General features: G+C 37.6%; 14 protein-coding genes. 5 read left to right on the top strand and 9 right to left on the bottom strand.

Translation table 11 applies throughout. From position 1 onward, the window contains the following. The first annotated feature begins 151 nt into the window (after positions 1-151). The 3 genes from rpoB to glmM all read left to right on the top strand — a co-directional run bounded on the left by rpoB (position 152) and on the right by glmM (position 10,082). The gene (gene rpoB / locus AC0L6O_RS03640; protein WP_473306408.1) at positions 152-4,009 is read left to right on the top strand and encodes a DNA-directed RNA polymerase subunit beta; all 3,858 of its coding nucleotides are present in this window, start codon (positions 152-154) and stop codon (positions 4,007-4,009) included. Positions 4,010-4,038: 29 nt separating this feature from the next. Beyond that, positions 4,039-8,346, top strand: coding sequence for a DNA-directed RNA polymerase subunit beta' (gene rpoC / locus AC0L6O_RS03635; RefSeq protein WP_473306407.1), 4,308 nt, complete (start codon positions 4,039-4,041; stop codon positions 8,344-8,346). A gap of 323 nt (positions 8,347-8,669) precedes the next feature. Then, the gene (gene glmM / locus AC0L6O_RS03630) at positions 8,670-10,082 is read left to right on the top strand and encodes a phosphoglucosamine mutase (RefSeq protein ID WP_473306405.1); all 1,413 of its coding nucleotides are present in this window, start codon (positions 8,670-8,672) and stop codon (positions 10,080-10,082) included. A 99-nt stretch (positions 10,083-10,181) separates the two neighbouring features. On the opposite strand, the gene AC0L6O_RS03625 is transcribed toward glmM, so the two are convergent. From AC0L6O_RS03625 to AC0L6O_RS03605, 5 genes are all read right to left on the bottom strand, one after another. Beyond that, positions 10,182-10,721 (bottom strand): hypothetical protein, encoded by a 540-nt coding sequence (locus AC0L6O_RS03625; RefSeq protein ID WP_473306404.1) that lies wholly within the window; start codon positions 10,719-10,721, stop codon positions 10,182-10,184. A 245-nt stretch (positions 10,722-10,966) separates the two neighbouring features. After that, on the bottom strand, positions 10,967-11,482 hold the full coding sequence (locus AC0L6O_RS03620; protein WP_473306402.1) for a cupin domain-containing protein: 516 nt from the start codon (positions 11,480-11,482) through the stop codon (positions 10,967-10,969). 37 nt (positions 11,483-11,519) lie between these two features. After that, positions 11,520-14,069: a glycosyl hydrolase gene (locus tag AC0L6O_RS03615; RefSeq protein WP_473306400.1), complete on the bottom strand. Its 2,550-nt coding sequence runs from the start codon at positions 14,067-14,069 to the stop codon at positions 11,520-11,522. 45 nt (positions 14,070-14,114) lie between these two features. Then, entirely contained in the window at positions 14,115-14,813 is a 699-nt protein-coding gene (locus AC0L6O_RS03610; RefSeq protein WP_473306399.1) for a DNA alkylation repair protein, read from the bottom strand. Continuing rightward, complete coding sequence (locus AC0L6O_RS03605; RefSeq protein ID WP_473306397.1) at positions 14,810-15,154, bottom strand: avidin-fold protein; 345 nt, start codon at positions 15,152-15,154, stop codon at positions 14,810-14,812. Before AC0L6O_RS03605 ends, AC0L6O_RS03610 begins: the two co-directional genes overlap by 4 nt. Positions 15,155-15,288: 134 nt before the next feature. Here AC0L6O_RS03605 and AC0L6O_RS03600 point away from each other — a divergent pair, with 134 nt between their 5' ends. Next, positions 15,289-16,098 (top strand): mechanosensitive ion channel family protein, encoded by an 810-nt coding sequence (locus tag AC0L6O_RS03600; RefSeq protein WP_473306396.1) that lies wholly within the window; start codon positions 15,289-15,291, stop codon positions 16,096-16,098. A gap of 154 nt (positions 16,099-16,252) precedes the next feature. Next, a complete protein-coding gene (locus AC0L6O_RS03595) occupies positions 16,253-17,056 on the top strand; it encodes a mechanosensitive ion channel family protein (protein WP_473306394.1) in 804 nt (267 codons plus the stop codon). Positions 17,057-17,110: 54 nt separating this feature from the next. Here AC0L6O_RS03595 and AC0L6O_RS03590 read toward each other — a convergent pair whose 3' ends face one another. From AC0L6O_RS03590 to AC0L6O_RS03575, 4 genes are read right to left on the bottom strand one after another with little or no spacing between them, the layout of a single operon-like run. Further along, positions 17,111-17,884 carry a hypothetical protein gene (locus AC0L6O_RS03590; protein ID WP_473306393.1) on the bottom strand — a complete coding sequence of 258 codons (774 nt, stop codon included), beginning with the start codon at positions 17,882-17,884 and terminating at the stop codon, positions 17,111-17,113. A 52-nt stretch (positions 17,885-17,936) separates the two neighbouring features. Continuing rightward, a complete protein-coding gene (locus AC0L6O_RS03585) occupies positions 17,937-18,152 on the bottom strand; it encodes a hypothetical protein (protein WP_473306391.1) in 216 nt (71 codons plus the stop codon). A gap of 49 nt (positions 18,153-18,201) precedes the next feature. Then, a complete protein-coding gene (locus tag AC0L6O_RS03580) occupies positions 18,202-19,518 on the bottom strand; it encodes an acetylxylan esterase (RefSeq protein ID WP_473306390.1) in 1,317 nt (438 codons plus the stop codon). Further along, a complete protein-coding gene (locus AC0L6O_RS03575) occupies positions 19,502-20,614 on the bottom strand; it encodes a PDDEXK nuclease domain-containing protein (RefSeq protein WP_473306388.1) in 1,113 nt (370 codons plus the stop codon). The genes AC0L6O_RS03580 and AC0L6O_RS03575 overlap by 17 nt, the downstream gene beginning before the upstream one ends. Between the last annotated feature and the right edge of the window lie 252 nt (positions 20,615-20,866).

Raw genomic sequence — 20,866 nt, 5'->3', positions numbered from 1 at the left:
AATAAGGTTTTTGCCCGATACACTGCTGTTTTTCGTAGGACAGTTGCAAAGGGGCATCAATTGGCTTCACTGCGAGTTCTTTGGTAAAAGACGCCTAGCGTTTTTAAATACCAACAAGTTATAATTTTTTTTAATTTAAACAATTAAAGCTTTGAATTTGACAGCAACCGGAAGGAAGAGTTTTGCCAATGTTCACCCTGCTTTAGAGTATCCAGATTTCTTGGATATTCAACTTCAATCTTTTCAGGAATTTTTCCAGATAGATACTCCAGCTGAAAGCCGCCGTGCCGAAGGTTTGTACAAAGTATTTATGGATAATTTCCCGATAGCAGATTCTAGGGAGAACTTTGTGCTTGAATTCGTCGACTATACCGTCGACCCACCAAAATACTCTATTGATGAGTGTATTGACAGAGGATTAACTTACTCTGTTCCATTAAAAGCAAAACTAAGATTGCTTTGTAATGATGATGATAACGAAGATTTCGAAACTATTGAGCAAGAGGTATTCTTAGGAAATATCCCTTACATGACAAACAGAGGTTCGTTTGTTATCAATGGTGCAGAAAGGGTTATCGTATCTCAACTCCACCGTTCTCCAGGTGTATTCTTCTCTATGAGTAAGCATACAAACGGAACAAAACTTTATTCAGCCAGAGTAATCCCGATGAAGGGTTCTTGGATTGAATTTTCTACTGATGTTAATAATGTGATGTATGCATATATTGACAGAAAGAAAAAATTCCCAGTAACTACACTTCTTCGTTCTATTGGTTTTGGTTCTGATAAAGATATCCTTAACCTTTTCGAATTATCGGAAGAAGTTACGGCAAGTAAAAAAGACCTTAAAAAAGCAATTGGTAGAAAACTAGCTGCAAGGGTTCTTAAAACTTGGACGGAAGATTTCGTTGATGAAGATACAGGTGAGGTTGTTTCTATTGATAGAAACGAAGTAATCATGGAGCGTGACTCCATCATCACCGAAGAAGATATTCAATTAATTTTGGATACAGACCAAAAGTCTGTCATTCTTCACCGTGAAGATGCTAACATAGCAGATTACAACATTATATATAACACGCTTCAAAAAGATAGCTCTAACTCTGAGAAAGAGGCCGTAGAACAAATCTACCGTCAACTTAGAAATACAGAAGCTCCTGATGAAGCTACCGCTCGTGAAATTATTCAGGGTTTATTCTTCTCTGAAAAACGTTACGACCTTGGTGAAGTAGGAAGATATCGTGTCAATACCAAATTGGAAATGGACACGGAATTGACCAAAAGAGTATTAACTACAGAAGATATTATCAAAATTGTTAAGTACTTAATCACTTTGATTAATGCTAAGACTGTTGTTGATGATATTGACCACCTTTCTAATCGTCGTGTTAGAACAGTTGGAGAGCAGTTATCTAGCCAGTTTGGTGTAGGTCTTGCTCGTATGGCTCGTACCATCAAAGAGCGTATGAATGTTCGTGATAACGAAGATTTCAAACCAGTTGACTTGATTAATGCAAGAACTCTTTCTTCAGTAATTAACTCATTCTTTGGTACTAACCAGCTTTCTCAGTTCATGGACCAAACTAATCCATTGGCTGAGATTACGCATAAGCGTAGAATGTCAGCACTTGGGCCAGGTGGTCTTTCTAGAGAAAGAGCAGGTTTTGAGGTTCGAGATGTTCACTACACGCACTACGGTCGTCTTTGTACTATTGAAACTCCTGAGGGACCAAACATTGGTCTTATTTCTTCGCTTTGTACCTATGCAAAGGTTAATTCAATGGGATTCATTGAAACTCCTTACATGGAAATTGCTGACGGAAAATTATCAGGTGATGTTCAGTACTTAACTGCTGAAGAAGAAGATGGTAAGAATATTGCCATGGCTACGCCAGATACTGATGAAAAAGGAGCCTTTACTACAGCTACTCTGAAATGTCGTTTTGAAGGTGATTTCCCTTTAAAAGACCCGAAAGATGTAGATTACATGGATATTGCTCCTAATCAAATTGTTTCGGTTGCCGCTTCTATCATTCCGTTCTTGGAGCATGATGATGCCAACCGTGCCTTGATGGGATCTAACATGCAGCGTCAGGCAGTTCCTTTATTAAGACCAGAAGCTCCTATTGTAGGAACCGGTCTTGAGAGTAGAATTGCTCGTGACTCTAGAACAATGGTTGTAGCCGAAGGGCCAGGAACTATTGAGTATGTAGATGCTAATAAAATCGTAGTTAATTATGACTGGAACGAAGATGACATCATGGTCAACTTTAACACTAGTGAGAAAACTTACGACTTAATTAAATTTAGAAGAACTAACCAAGACACTTGTATTAACCTGAGACCAATTGTTGGTATGAAGGATAGAGTACAAAAAGGTCAAATCTTAGTAGAAGGTTACGCTACACAAGGTGGTGAACTAGCACTAGGTAGAAACATGCTAGTGGCTTTCATGCCTTGGCAAGGTTATAACTTTGAGGATGCGATTGTAATATCTGAAAGAGTAGTAAGAGACGATATTTTCACATCGCTTCACATTGAAGAGTTCGACTTAGAAGTAAGAGATACTAAGAGAGGTCAAGAAGAGCTTACTGCTGAAATTCCAAACGTTTCTGAAGAGACTGTTAAAAATCTTGATGAAAACGGAATAGTAAGAGTAGGTACTCATATTAAAGAAGGTGATATTTTGATTGGTAAGATTACTCCTAAAGGAGAGTCAGACCCAACTCCAGAAGAAAAACTTCTTCGTGCAATTTTTGGAGATAAAGCTGGTGATGTAAAAGATGCATCTAAGAAAGCATCTCCTTCATTAAGAGGTGTGGTTATTGATACTAAACTTTTCTCTAGACCTTCGAAAGAAGAAAGAGTTAAGCATAAAGAAGAGTTGAAAACTTTGCTTAAAGAGCACAGCAAAAACCTTTCTGAAATCAAAACCATTATGATTGACAAAATGGTAGGTGTTCTTTCGGGAAAAACTACTAATGGCGTTAAGCATAAATTTGGTGATGAATTAATTTCTAAAGGAGTTAAATTCAACAAGTCAAATATCACTAATAACCTTTTCCCAGAGAAAAACCCATACGTAGACGAAAGTACATACAGTGTACCTGAAGAGTCTAACTTATTGGGTGATATCATGCTAGAAGGTTGGACTAAAACTGAAGAGACAAACCAACTTTTAGTTAGATTAGTTAAAAACTATCTTTCTAAGCGTAGTGAGATTATCGGTGAGTTCAAGAGAGAAAGGTTTGTATTAGAAGTAGGTGATGAATTGCCAGCAGGTATTGTCAAACTAGCTAAGGTTTATATCGCTAAGAAGCGTAAGCTGAAAGTTGGTGATAAGATGGCCGGTCGTCACGGTAACAAAGGGGTAGTTGCAAGAATAGTACGTCATGAAGACATGCCATTCCTAGAAGACGGTAGCCCAGTTGATATCGTACTAAACCCGCTTGGTGTACCTTCTCGTATGAATATTGGTCAGCTTTATGAAACTGCATTAGGCTGGGCCGGTAGAAAACTTGACAGAAGATATGCAACACCAATTTTTGACGGAGCCACTGCTACGCAAGTAGACGCTGAACTTAAAGAAGCTGGTCTTCCAGATTTCGGTAGAACGGTTCTTTTCAATGGTCTTACAGGTGAGAAATTTGACCAAAAAGTAACAGTAGGTATTATTTACATGCTGAAACTAGGTCACTTAGTTGATGATAAAATGCACGCTAGGTCTATTGGACCATACTCATTAATTACGCAACAACCATTGGGTGGTAAAGCTCAATTTGGTGGACAGCGTTTTGGAGAGATGGAAGTGTGGGCATTAGAGGCATTTGGTGCTTCTCATGTTCTTCGTGAGATTTTGACATTAAAATCTGATGATGTAGTTGGCCGTGCCAAAGCCTATGAGGCAATCGTGAAAGGGGAAAATCTACCTAAGTCAGGAATTCCAGAATCATTCAATGTACTTGTACATGAATTGAGAGGATTGGCTCTTGAGATTACCTTGAAATAATTTATCATTTTCATTTAAAAAAGAAGAAAATGTCTTTTAAGAAAAACAAAAAGTTAAACAGCGACTTCAATAGCATAACCATTAGTTTGGCTTCTCCAGAATCTATTCTGGAAAGCTCTTTTGGTGAAGTTACTCAACCAGAAACTATCAACTACAGAACCTACAAACCAGAAATGGGTGGTTTGTTCTGTGAGCGTACTTTTGGTCCAGTTAAAGACTGGGAGTGTCACTGTGGAAAATATAAGCGTATTCGTTATAAAGGTATCATCTGCGACCGTTGTGGTGTAGAGGTTACCGAGAAAAAAGTACGTAGAGAGCGTATGGGTCACATTGAACTTGTGGTTCCAGTAGCTCATATCTGGTATTTCAAAAGTCTTCCAAATAAAATTGGATACCTACTTGGACTTTCGTCTAAGAAACTAGACCAAATTATTTACTACGAGAGATACGTAGTAATTCAAGCTGGTGCTAAAGAAGAAGATGGTATCTCTTACATGGATTACCTTACGGAAGAAGAGTATCTTGATATTGTAGATAAGCTTCCAAGAGAAAACCAAATGCTTCCTGATGATGATCCTCAAAAGTTCATCGCCAAAATGGGTGCAGAAGCTCTAGAGATGCTTCTTGGTAGACTTAAACTTGATGAGTTATCTTATCAATTACGTCACCAAGCTGCTACTGATACTTCTCAACAAAGAAAAGCAGAAGCTTTAAAAAGATTGAGAATTGTAGAAGCTCTTCGTGATGCTAACACCAGAATTGAAAACCGTCCAGAATGGATGATTATCAAGATGGTTCCTGTAATTCCACCAGAATTACGTCCTCTTGTGCCTTTAGATGGTGGTCGTTTTGCCACATCTGATTTAAATGATCTTTATCGTCGTGTTATTATTCGTAACAACAGACTTAAGAGATTATTAGAAATTAAGGCTCCTGAAGTTATTCTTAGAAATGAGAAACGTATGCTTCAAGAAGCAGTGGATTCTCTTTTTGATAACTCAAGAAAAGTGAACGCTGTGCGTTCTGATGGAAACCGTGCATTGAAATCTCTTTCAGATATGCTGAAAGGAAAGCAAGGTCGTTTCCGTCAAAACTTATTAGGAAAGCGTGTTGATTACTCTGGTCGTTCTGTAATTGTAGTTGGACCTGAATTAAAACTTCACGAATGTGGTCTTCCTAAAGGAATGGCTGCTGAGCTTTTCAAACCATTCATTATCCGTAAGCTTATTGAGCGTGGTATAGTGAAAACGGTTAAGTCGGCTAAGAAAATAGTTGACAGGAAAGACGCTGTAGTTTGGGATATTCTTGAAAACGTGTTGAAAGGTCACCCGGTTATGCTTAACCGTGCTCCTACGCTTCACCGATTAGGTATCCAAGCATTCCAACCTAAGTTGGTAGAAGGAAAAGCAATTCAACTTCACCCACTAGTTTGTACAGCATTTAACGCCGATTTCGATGGTGACCAGATGGCCGTTCACGTTCCTTTAGGACAAGAAGCTGTTTTGGAAGCCTCTGTATTGATGCTTTCTTCTCATAATATTTTGAATCCTGCAAACGGTGCACCTATTACAGTACCTTCTCAAGACATGGTTTTGGGACTTTACTACGTGACTAAGGGTAAGCGTTCTACAGAGCATGAAAAAATTGATGGGGAAGGAATGACATTCTACTCTCCTGAAGAAGTCATCATTGCGATGAACGAAGGTGTTGTTTCTAAACATGCTTACATCAATTGTAAGTTGACTGTTAAGAACGAAAAAGGTGAGTTAGAGAAAAAGATTATAGAAACAGTAGCTGGTAGAATTTTATTCAATCAGTTCGTTCCTGAGCAAGTAGGATATATCAATGAACTTCTTACTAAGAAGAAACTTCAAACCATTATTGGTCAAGTTTTCAAAGAAGTAAGTTTTGCGAGAACTGCTGACTTCCTTGATGATATCAAAACATTAGGTTTCCAAACTGCCTTTACTGGTGGTCTATCTATTGGTTTAGGTGATATCATGATTCCTGAAGAGAAGCAAGATCTTATTGTAAATGCTCGTAAAGAAGTAGAAGAGGTTCAAAGTAACTATATGTTTGGTATTATTACTGAGCGTGAGCGTTATAACCAAATCATTGATATCTGGACGCGTGTAAATACAAGACTAAGAGAAACTCTTCTTCAACAATTAGAAGATAAAGATCAAGGTTTCAACTCTGTTTATATGATGATGCACTCTGGAGCCCGTGGTTCTAAAGAGCAAATTCGTCAGCTAGGAGGTATGAGAGGTTTGATGGCAAAACCACAAAAGAACATCGCTGGTTCTGTTGGTGAAATCATTGAAAACCCAATTCTTTCTAACTTTAAAGAGGGTCTTGACGTGTTAGAGTACTTTATCTCTACACACGGTGCTCGTAAAGGTTTGGCCGATACTGCTCTTAAAACAGCCGATGCAGGTTACCTAACAAGACGTCTTCATGATGTTGCACAGGATGTGGTAGTAAATGAGGTTGATTGTGAAACTTTAAGAGGTATCACAGTTTCAGCACTTAAGGAAAACGAAGATATCATTGAGCCTTTAGCTGAGAGAATTCTTGGTAGAACGGCTGTTGATGATGTTATCGACCCTATTACTAAAACTATCCTTGCAAAAGCAGGTGAAGAAATCACGGAGGAAATTGCAGACCTTATCGAAGAGTCAGCTGTTGATTCTGTAGAAATTCGTTCTGCTTTGACTTGTGAAACAAGAAAAGGTATTTGTGGTAAATGTTACGGAAGAAACCTTTCTACCAATAGAATGGTAGAAGTAGGTGAAGCCGTTGGTGTAATTGCTTCTCAGTCAATTGGAGAGCCAGGTACACAGTTAACATTACGTACGTTCCACACAGGGGGTACTGCCATGAACGTTTCGGTTGATGCAAACATCAAAGCGAAATTCCCAGGTGTTGCTAACTTTGACCAAGTAAGAACTGTAGATACAGTTGATAAAGAAGGTAACATAGCGAAAGTAGTGTTAGGAAGACGTGGTGAATTGAGGATTGTAGATCCAGAAACCAACCAAATCTTGATTACTAACAATATACCTTACGGTGCTACCCTTCAGATTGAAGATGGTCAAACGCTTGAGAAAGGTGACGATATCTGTCACTGGGATCAGTTTAACGCCGTTATTATTTCTGAAAGAGACGGTACTATTGAGTATGACGCTATCGAAGAAGGTATTACATTTAGAGAGGAAGCCGATGAACAAACTGGTTTCAAGGATAAAGTAATTACTGATTCTAAAGACCGTACTAAGAACCCTTCTATCATTATTAAAGGTAAAAAAGACGACGATAAGTCTTATAACCTTCCGGTAGGAGCTCGTGTAATGGTAGAAGAAAACTCAAAAGTAAAAGCAGGACAGATTTTGGCCAAAATACCAAGAGCTGTAAACATGAACGCCGATATTACTGGTGGTCTTCCTCGAGTTACTGAGCTTTTTGAAGCACGTAACCCTTCTAACCCTGCTGTAGTTTCTGAGATTGACGGTGTAGTTTCTTATGGTGGTATCAAAAGAGGTAACCGCGAAGTTTTCGTGGAAGCTAAAGACGGTACTAAAATGAAATACATGGTTTCTCTTTCTAAGCTTATCCTAGTTCAGGAAGGTGATTACACCAGAGCGGGAGAACCGTTATCTGATGGAGCCATCACACCTGCAGATATTCTTAGAATTAAAGGACCTACCGCGGTTCAAGAATACTTAGTGGACGAAACGCAAGCCGTATATCGTCAGCAAGGTGTGAAACTTTCTGATAAGCACATTGAGGTAATTGTACGTCAAATGATGCAGAAAGTCGACATTCTTGATGCTGGAGACACTATTTTCCTTGAGATGCAAGCCATCGATAAATGGAAATTTAGAGTTGAGAATGATAGAATTCTTGATATGAAAGTAGTAGAAGACGCTGGAGGATCTTCAACTTATCTACCTGGACAAATGCTTACAAACCGTGAGTTCAGAGATGAGAACAGTAGACTTAAGCGTGAAGACCTTAAAATTATGAAAGTGAGAGAAGCTAGACCAGCTGTATCTCAAACCATACTTCAAGGTATCACTACTGCCTCTTTAGGAACTGAATCTGTATTCTCAGCAGCATCGTTCCAGGAGACTACTAAAGTTCTATCTCATGCTTCTGTTCAAGGTAAAGAAGATACCTTGGAAGGCTTGAAAGAGAATGTGATTGTTGGTCATCTTATTCCTGCCGGAACTGGTAAGAGAGATTATCAAAATCTAATAGTAGGTTCTAAAATAGAATTAGAAGCGGCTCAAGAGCGTATGCTTATTGAGAACAGAAAAAGAGAATATGTAGACTAAGTCTATAAGCCCGCTTGAATTTCAAGCGGGCTATTTTTATTTAATATGATACTATTTTAACAATTTTTATAACTTTTGCCGATAACTCACACATTTCAATAGCTTTGTATGTGTTTTAAACACATTAGATTATGTATGAATATCGCTGAAAGGTGATTTAATCATAGGTTAAAGTATTTTCGTATTAGAAAGACATTTGGGATTCCCGAATGTCTTTTTTTTTGATTTAGGCCAACTAAAATAATTTTAGCAATGCTAACTTTAGCTTCTAATTCCGTTTAATTCACCGTACTTTTGTTCCACTCTCACCATAATTATAAATTGTGACCTTAATTAAATCCATCTCCGGAATCCGAGGAACTATTGGCGGAAAAGCCGGAGACAGCCTTAGCCCTTTAGATATTGTAAAATTCACTGCTGCTTTTGGTACTTTTTTAAAGAAAAGAAACGAAGACAACCATAACATCATCTTAGGAAGAGACGCCAGACTATCAGGAGAAATGATTTCTGGTTTAGTAAGTAATACTTTGATAAGTCTTGGCTTTAATGTCATTGACTTAGGACTCTCTACCACTCCTACTGTAGAGATGGCTGTCATTACCGAAAAAGCCTCTGGAGGTATAATTTTGACTGCAAGTCATAATCCTATTCAGTGGAATGCTCTAAAACTTCTAAATGAAAGAGGGGAATTTATATCCGCTCTAGATGGAGAACAATTACTTGAAATTGCAGATAGTGAAGATTTCAGTTTTGCAGAGGTAAAAAAATTAGGTACTTATAGTACAAACGATACCTTACTCCAAAAACACATCGATGCCATTCTCGCTCTTGAGCTCGTGGATGTGGAAGCTATCAAGAAAGCTAATTTCTCTGTAGCGGTTGACGCTATTAATTCTTCTGGTGGAATAGCCGTACCATTACTATTAAACCAACTTGGTGTTAAAGACATTAAATGTATTAACTGCGAACCTACAGGTCATTTTGCTCATAACCCTGAACCACTTCCTAAACACCTTACTGAAATCTCTAACGAACTAGAAAAAGGAGATTATGATTTAGGCATAGTGGTAGACCCTGATGTAGACCGCTTAGCATTTATATGTGAAAATGGTGAGCCATTTGGCGAAGAATACACACTAGTGGCTATAGCTGACTATATTCTCTCAAAGACCGCTAAAAAAGGCTTAAAAACAGTTTCTAATCTGTCTTCTAGTATGGCCTTAAAGGTTGTAACAGAAAAACATGAGGGCGAATACCATGCTTCTGCCGTAGGCGAGGTTAATGTGGTAACCAAAATGAAAGAAGTAGGTGCTATTATTGGTGGTGAAGGAAACGGAGGCATCATTTATCCAGAATTACATTACGGTAGAGATTCTTTGGTAGGAATAGCATTATTCCTTTCTCAACTAGCTCATTACAAAAAACCTGTTGGCTTTTTAAGAAAAAGCTACCCAAACTATTTCATAGCTAAGAAGAAAGTAGAATTAGATAAATCAATGGACCTTGATGCTATCATAGGTGGCGTAAAAGAGAAATACAAAAAGTACCCTGTTGACACTCAAGATGGTTTAAAAATCATTTTTGATAATGAATGGGTTCATTTAAGAAAATCTAATACAGAGCCAATAGTGAGAATATATGCAGAGTCAGAATTTGATACTACTGCAAATAATTTGGCTGATAAAATTATAGAAGATATCAAGGAGCTAATGAAAGCTACTGGAGATTCTAAGTAAATATTAGCTCAACAAATTTAAGCCTGTCCGTCAAAACCTCCACTCTAAAATAGAATGGTAAACCAATGACCGACAGGCTTTTTTATGTCTAACTAAATCCTAAATATCTGCTATTGGAATACGGTTTTTATAATTCCAGAATGCAGACACATTCACTATTTTCCAATCATCTTCGACCTTCTCCATGAGCCTAACTTCTTTTGAATGAAGGAAATACTCCTGACTTCTATCACTATTATACTGGTCCCAAGTTAAATGAGCTGCTGTGTTTCCGTAAAACTTAACCTTTATATTTTCCCTCTTAATTATTGGATGACTAGAACCTGGCTCCTCAGGGTCAGAAGGGTTTTCTTTAATATATTTCCCTAAGTTCTTCTCAATGGCCTCCCAACCCACACTAGCATCAAAGGTTCCGTCGGAGTTGCTCCAAGCTTGATAAGAATAATCTGTATGTGTAAACTGGTCTTGCCAGCAATCATAATCACGTAGAAAAAAACACTTTGTTTCTTCCTCTATTACTTTAACGATTTTGGCAGTCTCTAATTCTTCGTCAAGTTTTGTTTGGCTCGCCAAGTTACAAGATTGGCACAAAAATAGGCAGCCGGCAGAAACTGCTAGGTAGCTGATATAAGTTCTCATAATGGTAAAAGTTTAAATTGTCAATGAAAAGAATAATGACCGTAGCTCTGTGAATTGTTAAAATTCAAAACCTTTAAACTTATATCGTTTAGAACATACAAAATAGAAGAGAGAATAGCAAGAGAAAGTGCACAAAACTACTTAAATATATTATACTTTTTCTTTGATTTATACCGAAAAGAACTAAAAAGAGCGCTCCGCTTTTATGGCAGAACAATCTTAATCTATTTCCTTACTATTACCTATTAACGTCCAAAATCATCTTGAACACGAACGATGTCGTCTTCGTTTGATGGATTTGCCTTGTCTGTGTGTTGCCAAATTTCCGCAACAATGCCATAACCATCTGTACCTACCAATCTATGCCTCTCTCCGCATTTAAGGTTTATTACTTGGCCAATCTGTAGGTTTTGCAATTCCGTTTGCTCATCTGTATCAGAAATAACTACACCAGCCACTCCGCCAATCAGCTTCCAAATTTCCGCACGTCTGTGGTGATACTGCCAAGAAAGTCTTTGGTCAGGAGCAACTACCAATATTTTAGGGCTTAGTTTTTCAAAACCAGCAAAATCTTCCAAAGAAAGATGAGGAAAAAAACTTTTGATAAACTCAGGAGCTTGGCTTTCTTCTAATACGAAAAAACCACCCCACGGTCTATTATGGTCTGTAGCTACCACCTGAAAACCCTTATCATCTAAGAAGCTTTGAACTCCTTTAAAAACACTTGGCCTCTCAGCACTTTTATCAAAATCTAAACTCATCCTGTTGTGATATTTTTATTTAAAATTAGTTGAAAAATTATTCAAATGATAGTTTTACTGGACCTAACAAACCTGAAGAAACTGGTGCCCATTTGGAAGCATCAAAAGGAGTATACGTAATGTCCACAAAATTAATGTCGTAGAACTTTTTCCATGGTACTCCTTCTTTGTCTAAAAGTCTCATTCTATTTGCTGAAGTATTCCTTACCACTATTTCAAGGTAATTTTCCTTCTTTAAAACTCCCTTAGGAATATTTATTTCAAATGGCAAACTCCATGCCGTGCCTAAATCAACACCGTTCAATAATACTTTGGCCGTTTCACGAACATCACCAAGCGACAAAACACCTCCATCAACTGGTACATTTGACAAACTAAAATCTATCGAATATTTGGCGTAGCCATCAAAATACTGAGCCTTACTGTCTGGTGCATTTGTCCACGAGCTTAATTCCGACGTTACATAAGAAGCTGGCTTTTCTGGATTTCCTTTTAAAAATTCAACCTGCCACTCTCCTTTAATTTCTAATGCTTCATTCGTTTTATGCCAAACCCAATTTTCTTTTGAGCCGCCTCCTGCTACAATGAAAACACTTTGCCCGGGTTCTAAATAAAATGGAATTAACGTTTCACCTTCCTTTTGGTCAATTGCCTTTAAAACTCCATAATCCTCTGTCAATGGCGAGAATACTCCAAAATTCTCTGCATTCGTATTTAACCATACGTTTTGGTCAACAGTATTGGCAGATAAATTACTCACAAAGTATTCTATTTGACCCTTAACATTAATTTTCTTGACAAAGTCCAATCCTAATTGACCAAGCTCTTCACCATCAACATTAAAAGCATTTAAGGTAATCAAAGGTGCCTTTGAAACTTGCTCTCCCATTGCTGAAAGCATTGCTTTTAACTCCGTATCTCTTCTTTCAAAATTCTGGTAGCCGAAAGACTTCGAAGGTAATATTTCTTCAAAAACCACGGGCACCTTCGCTTCATGGAAAAACTTTAGCCTATTAGCCGTTTCCTTCTTCATGTGAACCGATTTTGGAATTACGACCGCCTTATATTTTGCTAAACCGTTCTTGATTCGTAAATAAGATTGATTCTCTGCCACCACATCTAAATCATACAACTGACTGTCTGAAATAAAGTCATAGGAAATACCAGCAGCCTTTAAGTCATCCAAAAGCTTTAATAACTCTTTAGAAAAGATACCTCCATTGGTAATGTTATGCACATCTACCATGTGCATTCTAGATTTATTTCCTATCGAATGCCATAGGTCAGAAAAAGGTAAAAGCACCAATACATCATTATCTGGGGTGCTTTGCTGTAATCGCGTTTGACAAACCTCTATGTATCTATTTAACAGTGGCAGCTCTTTAAAGAAATGCGAGTTTTGGTTAAAGTTAGTACTGGCATAAAATAGCCATCCTGGAAACTCAGCACTTGGGGGCGAATATGGCACACCATGATAAAAAACATGATTTACCCCTGCCACAAAAGACTCGTCTATCAGTGGCTTTATTTGCGAAAGTGCTCCTTTAAAATGATTGGCGTTCCATGTAGCAGTCTCTGATGACACCAATGGTTTCCCTAAAATATGTGCTGGCGAAGAAGCCATTTTCATCACATACTCCGTTGGCATACCAAAACGGCTTGGGTCATAATCTTCGTCTTGTCTATACCCCGGAATGTCATATTGTTTACTGCCGAAAAACTCCGTTTCAGGCACATCAGAAAGGCCATATAAATCTAAAATATTAGCAGGCGAACCATGTGCTTCGTTTCTAGCAAATTTGCCAAAGCTGTGAGCAAAGTCCATGTAGCTTTTAGTAAAGGTGCTTAAAAGTAAATCATGTAGCGTTTGATTATAGTCTGCCCAAATTCTCTGTTCTTTTTCTGTCCTAGCAGAATCTATAGCTAAGACATCATAATGTTCCGCAATATCATAGCCACGCAATTGTTTGAATTTAGCTAGAAAGTCTGTTGTCCAGTTGGCTCCATAAACCTCGTAGGAGTCATTATAAAAAGCTCTAACACCATAGTTTTTCATTTTGAAGGCTTTGCCAAACAAAGAGAAATACGTTTCGGCTGCTTCGGCACTAAAATGGTCAAGCACTAAACCTTCGCCACCAGGAGCTGCTCGCTTTACTTTTTGACCCGTATTGGTCACCATCAATTCGTATTTACCATTAACCTTTTCGAGGCTAAATTTCTTCGCAGCCTCTTTTTGAGTCAATTCCGAACCGCCAAAAGGCCAACCCGTTCCTAAACTCATGTCTATTTGCATGCCGTTCTTTTTGGCTTCTTTGACCGTAAAATCTAAGATTTCTAGCCACCTATCGGACATGTAAGGGATAAACTTATCCTCCTCCCCTTTTACACCGTAAATAGGAATAATGTGCATGCCACCAAAACCAGCTTCTGCATAAGTTTTTAAATTTGCCGCTAGGTCTGCTTCATTAACAGCCGAACCCGGCCACCACCAATACGCCCACGGCTTGGCGGTATTCTTAGTTGCTTCTTGAGCGAACAACGTGCTGATGGAAACTAAAAGAAAAAAAGACAGTAATATTTTACGCATAGGGTGATTGAATAAATTGATGCCAAATTAATCAGATATGCTGACTTATGCTCTATATATGGCTCTGGGATAGTCCAAAATATTAGCACCTTCTTTCTCCAATTCTCTCAAGGCATCTTTCGCAATCCATTTAGCTGCCTTGCTTTCCTTTTTCAGTAATTCCTTTGACAAGCTTATAGCTGCTTTGTTTAAATCTATATTTCTTTTGCCAATACTGCGTAAAGACCAATTAACTGCTTTTTTAACATACAGTCTTTCATCCTCAGATTCACGCTCAATGATGGGCAAGAAAGAAAGGAAAAGCTCATTCTCAGATTTTTTATCTGCCATGCAGTAAGATGAAAGCGTGGCAAAAGCAGCTCTCTTTTCAAACTCTCGCTCCCTGTTAGACCATTCTCTAATCTTTTTTACCGCAAAAGGTGATTTAGAAAACAAACCCATGCTAAACGAATCGCATATTTCCCAGTTTTCAAAAGTCACTAGCCATGTTTCCATGAGTGCTTCTGTAATATCCTTAGGTTTGAATATTTTACTGCATAAAAGTCTTCCTTCAAAAATGCCAGAATCAAACAGTTTCAAAGCCATCTCATTATTTGACCCTATCTTCTTAGCCAAAACCTTTAAATCTGCATGATAAACGCCCAAAGCATCGCTAGTAATTATGCCATACTTCTCCCTTTTGAATTTTACCTTTTCAGGATTCGCTAGAGCATGCAATTCCTCTATGACTTCTTGATAAGTCATTCCTTAATTTCTTCAAGGGTTGATTCTCCTTTAGAAAAATCTCCCGAAGTCCATTGCCATTTTTCATGTAACCTGATACGACCATCGGATAAGATTTCTGGAATAGAATGACAATTCCCCGTCAATAATTCACCTTTTACATTGATTTGATGATAGGCCACTTCTAAGCTTCCATCCGGTTTTACTTTTGCTAAAAGGTGTCCTTCTAGAATTTGTTCTCCCTTATAATTACAGCTCAGTATGTCACCTTTTTGCTGATATATGAAAATAGTATTTCCGTCGGTTTCGCCATTCTCCGAATTTGACATCACCCTAAACCTCCTATTGTTATAATCAATCATACAATTCTCTAATTCTAGCCTTCAAACGCAGTTTTTCGTCAATTTTTTGACACTTTTTCGATACAAAAATGGTTAGTTCCCGTAAGTAAAGGACGTTACAATAATCAAAAGTAAAAATAAAAAAAACAGGATTTATGCAGAAGTATATAGACCAAGTTACGAGTATGGCGGTTGAATTTTTACCGAAAGTTCTTTTAACCATCGTTACACTTATCGTTGGTTTTTGGATTATCAAAAAAATCACCGCAACCTTTAAAAGAACCTTAGATAAAAGAGAGATTGATGAAACCGTAAAACCATTTTTGGTTTCGCTGGTGAGCATAGGCTTGAAAGTGCTGCTATGCTTTAGTGCTGCAGGTATTTTCGGGGTAGAAACCGCCTCTTTTGTGGCTGTTTTAGGAGCTTTGGCTTTTGCCATTGGTATGGCGTTACAGGGTAGTTTAGGGCATTTTGCTAGTGGTGTTTTGCTTTTAGTATTCAAGCCATATCAAGTAGGCGACGTGGTAGAGATTAGTGGCAAAATAGGTACTGTAGAGGGTATCCATATTTTTAATACCATTCTGATTACACATGATAATAAGAAAGTAGTAATACCAAATGGTGTGGTGACCAGCGGGGTTATTATTAACATTACTGGTCAAGAAGAACAAAAACTAGTAATGACCTTTGGTATTGGTTATGGCGATGATATTGACAAAGCTAGAAGTGTAATTAAACAGGTAATAGACAGTTGCCCAAATATCATGAGAGAGAAGCCTATTGACATTTTCGTGTCAGAACTTGCCGATAGCTCTGTCAACTTTTCAGTAAGAGTTTGGGCTAAAAATGAACATTACTGGGGCATTAATTTCTACATGCAAGAGCATATTAAAAAGGCATTTGATAAGGAAGGAATTGAGATTCCGTTTCCACAAAGGTCTGTGCATATTGAGAAAACCGCTTAAAAGTTTCAAAGCGTTTGACAGTGAAGGGAGGTGCCTAATTGGGTATCTCCCTTTTGTGTTTAGGAGTCATTTTGAAATAAAAAATGACTTTTAAGATATTCTGCGTCTAATTAATAATTAACGCAATTATTGAACATTAAACCTAAACACAGATATGCAAAAATATACTGACCAATTCTTAAGCATGGCCGTCGAATACGCCCCAAAAATACTTTTAGCCCTTTTAACGCTAATCGTTGGTTTTTGGATTATTAAGAAGATTACCAATATTTTAGAAAAAACATTAGACAATAGAAATGTTGACGAGACTGTCAAGCCATTTTTATTATCGTTAGTCAGTATAGGTTTAAAAGTTCTTTTGCTTTTTACTGTAGCAGGAATGTTTGGCGTAGAAACCGCTTCATTCATTGCGATTTTTGGTGCCATGGCCTTTGCCATTGGAATGGCACTTCAAGGTAGCCTAGGGCACTTTGCCAGTGGCGTTATGTTACTTACATTCAAACCATACGTGGTAGGCGATTTAGTAGAATTAGGTGGGAAAGTAGGTGTGGTAGAAGCCATTCAAATCTTTAACACCATATTATTAACACCAGATAATAAAAAAGTTATAATCCCAAACGGGGTGGTAACTAGTGATGTTATTCTGAATATTTCAGGGCAAGGAGAAATAAGAGTAGATATGACTTTTGGGATAGGTTACTCTGACGATATAGACCGTGCAAGAGAGGTTATTCAGCAAGTGGCTGATAAGTGTCCACAAATATTGACCTCGAAACCAGTTGATATTTTTGTATCTGAACTAGCCGATAGTTCTGTGAATTTCGCGGTTCGCCCATGGGCAAAAAGTGAACATTACTGGGATGTGTATTTCTACATGCATGAGCAGCTTAAGAAAGGATTTGATAATGCGAAAATTGAGATTCCGTTTCCTCAAAGAACGGTGCATTTACAGAAGTAATAAAAACCTTCTGTGCAAAATTAAAGCGAGCCATTTTGGTTCGCTTTTTTCATGTTAAGAATTCAGAATATTCGATATTAAAAGACAGGGTACATCATAATCATCTAACTCCATTATAAAAGGTGATTCTCTACCATCCTTAAATAAATAAATTCCCTCCTTTGTTAGTTCGAAAGAGTGTATCTTAGTATAAGGCATTGAAAAACTCTTTTTCGTTCCTTGAAAGCCAATTCTTTTGTTAGTCAACCAAAATAAGCCGTTGTCAATTACCTTTAACTCTTCTCTTGTATTTGATGATACCTTAAACGAACCTATTCGATAACGAACACCCTTCGCTATTTTAACAGAGCTCGATAGACCCCGGTATGATGCACCACTATTGACCTTTTTAAATTGCTTCAATTTCATTTCACACCCCCAATGGTAAAACTCATCTTTTTTTAGAATCACATTTAAAGTACGAATATTTGTTTTCGGCAATTCCCCATTTTCAATTAATCCTAGAGTATAGCACTTATTAAACTCCTTTTGGTTAAAACCAAAGTCGCTTCTAGCAAAACCAAAATAACTCATTAAGTCCTCTAAGTGAGCCTTTTCGATTTCGGTTATTATACCATCCGAAGTGATTTCTTTAAAAACATTTGTAATTGCCTTTTTATGAATTCCTCGTAAATCACTAGCCAAAATATTATAGAACCTAGCTAAATCCTCTAATTCGCTTTTTTGATTCTCTGAAAGTGCCTTATCATTTAAAAAACCATGTAGTAAATCTTGATACTCCTTGTATCCCTCTGGTTTTGACAAAAAATTTTTCAAAAATTTAAACATGATATATAGTTTTGGGATTTATTTAATCTTTAGCCTTTGGTCAATTAGTACCTTAAATTCCGTACTTCTTCTTCAACTCCAAATGGCTTTCTCTAAAAGAGACATACTTCGTTTCATCTTCTTCCAATCGCTCATCTAAAAGTGCCTTTAACTCAGGTGAGAATTCATCCTCATCTTTCAATACTCTTGAGTTGTATTTAAATTTTTCTATCAGTGAATTGAAAAAATCCAATTCTCCTTCTGGAACCTCAACCAATAATTGTGTCATTTTCAAAACATTTTAGCCTAAACAAATTTAACAAAACTTTTGAGTCAAATCACTTCTTCAATTGCTTCATCATCCAAGCTCGCTGTTTCTCATGCTGTTCTGGAAAAACCCAGTGTGAGGACTCTACCGCTAAGAACGTTTCCTTTGGACTGGTGATACTGTTATACGCAGCATAAACAGATGTGGGCGGGCAAGTGGTGTCATTATAACCAAAGGAGAATAAAACAGGTACAGTAACTTGTCTAGCGAAATTCACGGCATCATAATATCCAATAGTCTCTAAAACATCAGGATGGCTTGCTCTTGACCTTTTGGTGGAATCTGCCAAATAATGTGGCCAACCGCCTGCTCTTCCTTCTAAATACCCTGTCAAATCGCACATGGCTGGGTGTACAGGAGAAGCGGCCGTTACTCTTTTATCAAGACCTGCGGTTACCAGCGTTAAAGTACCTCCTTGGCTGCTTCCCATCACGCCTAAGTTTTTACCGTCCCACTGTGGAAGCGACGTTATGAAATCATTGGCTCTCACCACCCCCATATACACGCGTTTGTAGAAGTAAGTGTCTTTATCGTTCAGGTTATTATTCCAATAATTGTTATTCCAGCCTGATAAAAGGTCGTCGTAATTTTGCTGTGGCATAATCACGGAAATACCATGAATGCCTATTTCAAAACTTATAACACCGTCTTCGGCAAACTGAACATCGCCATAATAAGGTCGAATACCTGCCCCCGGTACTTTTAAAACTGCCGGGTACTTCCCTTCGGCTTTTGGTACACATAGGATTCCGTAAAGCCTTGCCCCTCTTTTCCAGTTTTGAAGGCTTACGTGATACACATTCACTTTTTCGGTACAGCGTTCTGGTAAAAGTGTCATTTTGGTATCTAGCGGAAGTTTCGCATTTTCTGTCAAGGCTTCAGTCCAGAAGATGTTGAAATTGACAGGTTTCTGTACCGTAGCCTTAATTTTTTCAGGTTCAAAACCCGCTGTAGCCCAGCCGGAATATGTTTTACCATCTACCTCCGTACTGACATAACACCTTAGAAAGCCTGGAGTTTTCATGGTACCGCCACTAATTTTAATGGCACCATAGTTTAGCACCACTTCATTTTCAACAGTGGCAGCCATTTTCTCAGGACCTATGGAGTATTTGATGGTGGCGTTTTCTAAGGGGACATTTCTCTTAAGAACGGTCACCGTAAATTCGGCCTCCTCTCCTATTTCATAAAGCCAATCTGAATTATTTGGTGAAACTATCACCTCCACCCATTGATGGTCAGGTGGCGGTTGTGCTATTAGATTTTGCCAGGTGAAAAGGCTTAGGAATAGTAGGGCTAGGGTTTTCATTTTAATTAAAAATTTCATGGAGCTTCTTTTGAAGCAATTTTTTATCCGGCAGTTTGGTCTTATATTCTGAGACTAGTGTCGGCGACAAACTTCTACTTAGTGCATATTCTACCACTTCTTCTTCCTTATCCTTGCAAAGTAAAATTCCAATACTTGGATTTTCATTATGTCCTTTGACTTCTCTATCAAGTGCTTCCAAATAAAAGTTTAATTTACCTAAATGTTCAGGCTTGAATTTATCAGCTTTTAATTCAAAAGCAATTAGACACTGTAAGCCTCTGTGAAAAAACAGCAAATCAATATAAAAATCGCTATTGCCGACTTGTACTTTATATTCTTCTCCCATGAATAAAAAGTCTTTCCCCAGCTCCAAAACGAAGTCCTTCATTTGATTCACTAAACCTCTTTGTAAATCGCTTTCGCTATGCTTATCTTTTAGGTTTAAAAAATCAAATACATAGCTATCAAGAATTGTATTTGAAATTTCAGGGTAAGTCTTTTGAACCATGTTAACGGCTTTAGATTTACTCAACATCATTCGTTCAAATAATCCTGCTGAAATTTGGCGGTCAAGCTCTTTGACAGTATACCTCTCTTTGATGACCTGTTTTATGTAGAATACTATCTCCTCTTCCGTTTCACATCTAGTAAATATTGTTCGATGATGAGTCCAACTTAAACTACATAAAATAGTGTCTCTAATGTCATCTATTTTAAATTGTGTACTTGACGAGGGCACTTTTATACCACTCTTATTATCAGTAATTTGTAATTGTGTCCTCGCCGAGGACACAATTGCACTTTTCCCTTTTTCAAGCCCTTCTAATTGTGTCTTCTTAGATGTCACAATTGAGAAAGAAGCGTAGGTTTCGTAAAACTGCTTCATTCTGTACAAACCTCTTCTGTTAAAACCTTTCAGTTCTGGATGATGATTTTGTATAAAAGTTGCAAGCTCGTCAATCGTTTTATCACCCCATGAAGCTTCTTTAATCTCTTTAGAAATATACGCCCCAACATTCCAATACAAATTAATCAACTCTTCATTAACTGCCTTAAAAGCATTAGTGCGAGATTGTTGAATTATTTGGACGATATGTGTGAATTGTTGGTTCAAGTTATTGGCTTTGCCATGCGAAAAGGCTTAGGAATATTAGGGTTTTAATTAAATATCTCATGAAGTACAGACGTCTTTTATACAAATAGGTCGTTTTTGCGTTTACTATGGTTGTCCTACCGGACGGGTATTACTTTTTTAATGTAAAAAAGTAATCAAAAAAACATTATCAAAATAAACTTGTACACTCAATTTTTAAAGAGAAACCCCTTTTTGAAAACATCGCTCAAGAAAATTGAATGTACTTCAAAC

It is taken from the genome of Arcticibacterium sp. GJ41-1 (assembly GCF_055808875.1).
Note: the sequence above shows the minus strand (reverse complement) of the source record. Positions and strands in the feature narration are given on the sequence as shown.

Coding starts and splice junctions, on each gene's coding strand:
- rpoC (WP_473306407.1), top strand. CDS start 4,039: ATGTCTTTTAAGAAAAACAAAAAGTTAAACAGCGACTTCAATAGCATA.
- AC0L6O_RS03625 (WP_473306404.1), bottom strand. CDS start 10,721: ATGAGAACTTATATCAGCTACCTAGCAGTTTCTGCCGGCTGCCTATTT.
- AC0L6O_RS03620 (WP_473306402.1), bottom strand. CDS start 11,482: ATGAGTTTAGATTTTGATAAAAGTGCTGAGAGGCCAAGTGTTTTTAAA.
- AC0L6O_RS03615 (WP_473306400.1), bottom strand. CDS start 14,069: ATGCGTAAAATATTACTGTCTTTTTTTCTTTTAGTTTCCATCAGCACG.
- AC0L6O_RS03610 (WP_473306399.1), bottom strand. CDS start 14,813: ATGACTTATCAAGAAGTCATAGAGGAATTGCATGCTCTAGCGAATCCT.
- AC0L6O_RS03605 (WP_473306397.1), bottom strand. CDS start 15,154: ATGATTGATTATAACAATAGGAGGTTTAGGGTGATGTCAAATTCGGAG.
- AC0L6O_RS03600 (WP_473306396.1), top strand. CDS start 15,289: ATGCAGAAGTATATAGACCAAGTTACGAGTATGGCGGTTGAATTTTTA.
- AC0L6O_RS03595 (WP_473306394.1), top strand. CDS start 16,253: ATGCAAAAATATACTGACCAATTCTTAAGCATGGCCGTCGAATACGCC.
- AC0L6O_RS03590 (WP_473306393.1), bottom strand. CDS start 17,884: ATGTTTAAATTTTTGAAAAATTTTTTGTCAAAACCAGAGGGATACAAG.
- AC0L6O_RS03585 (WP_473306391.1), bottom strand. CDS start 18,152: ATGACACAATTATTGGTTGAGGTTCCAGAAGGAGAATTGGATTTTTTC.
- AC0L6O_RS03580 (WP_473306390.1), bottom strand. CDS start 19,518: ATGAAATTTTTAATTAAAATGAAAACCCTAGCCCTACTATTCCTAAGC.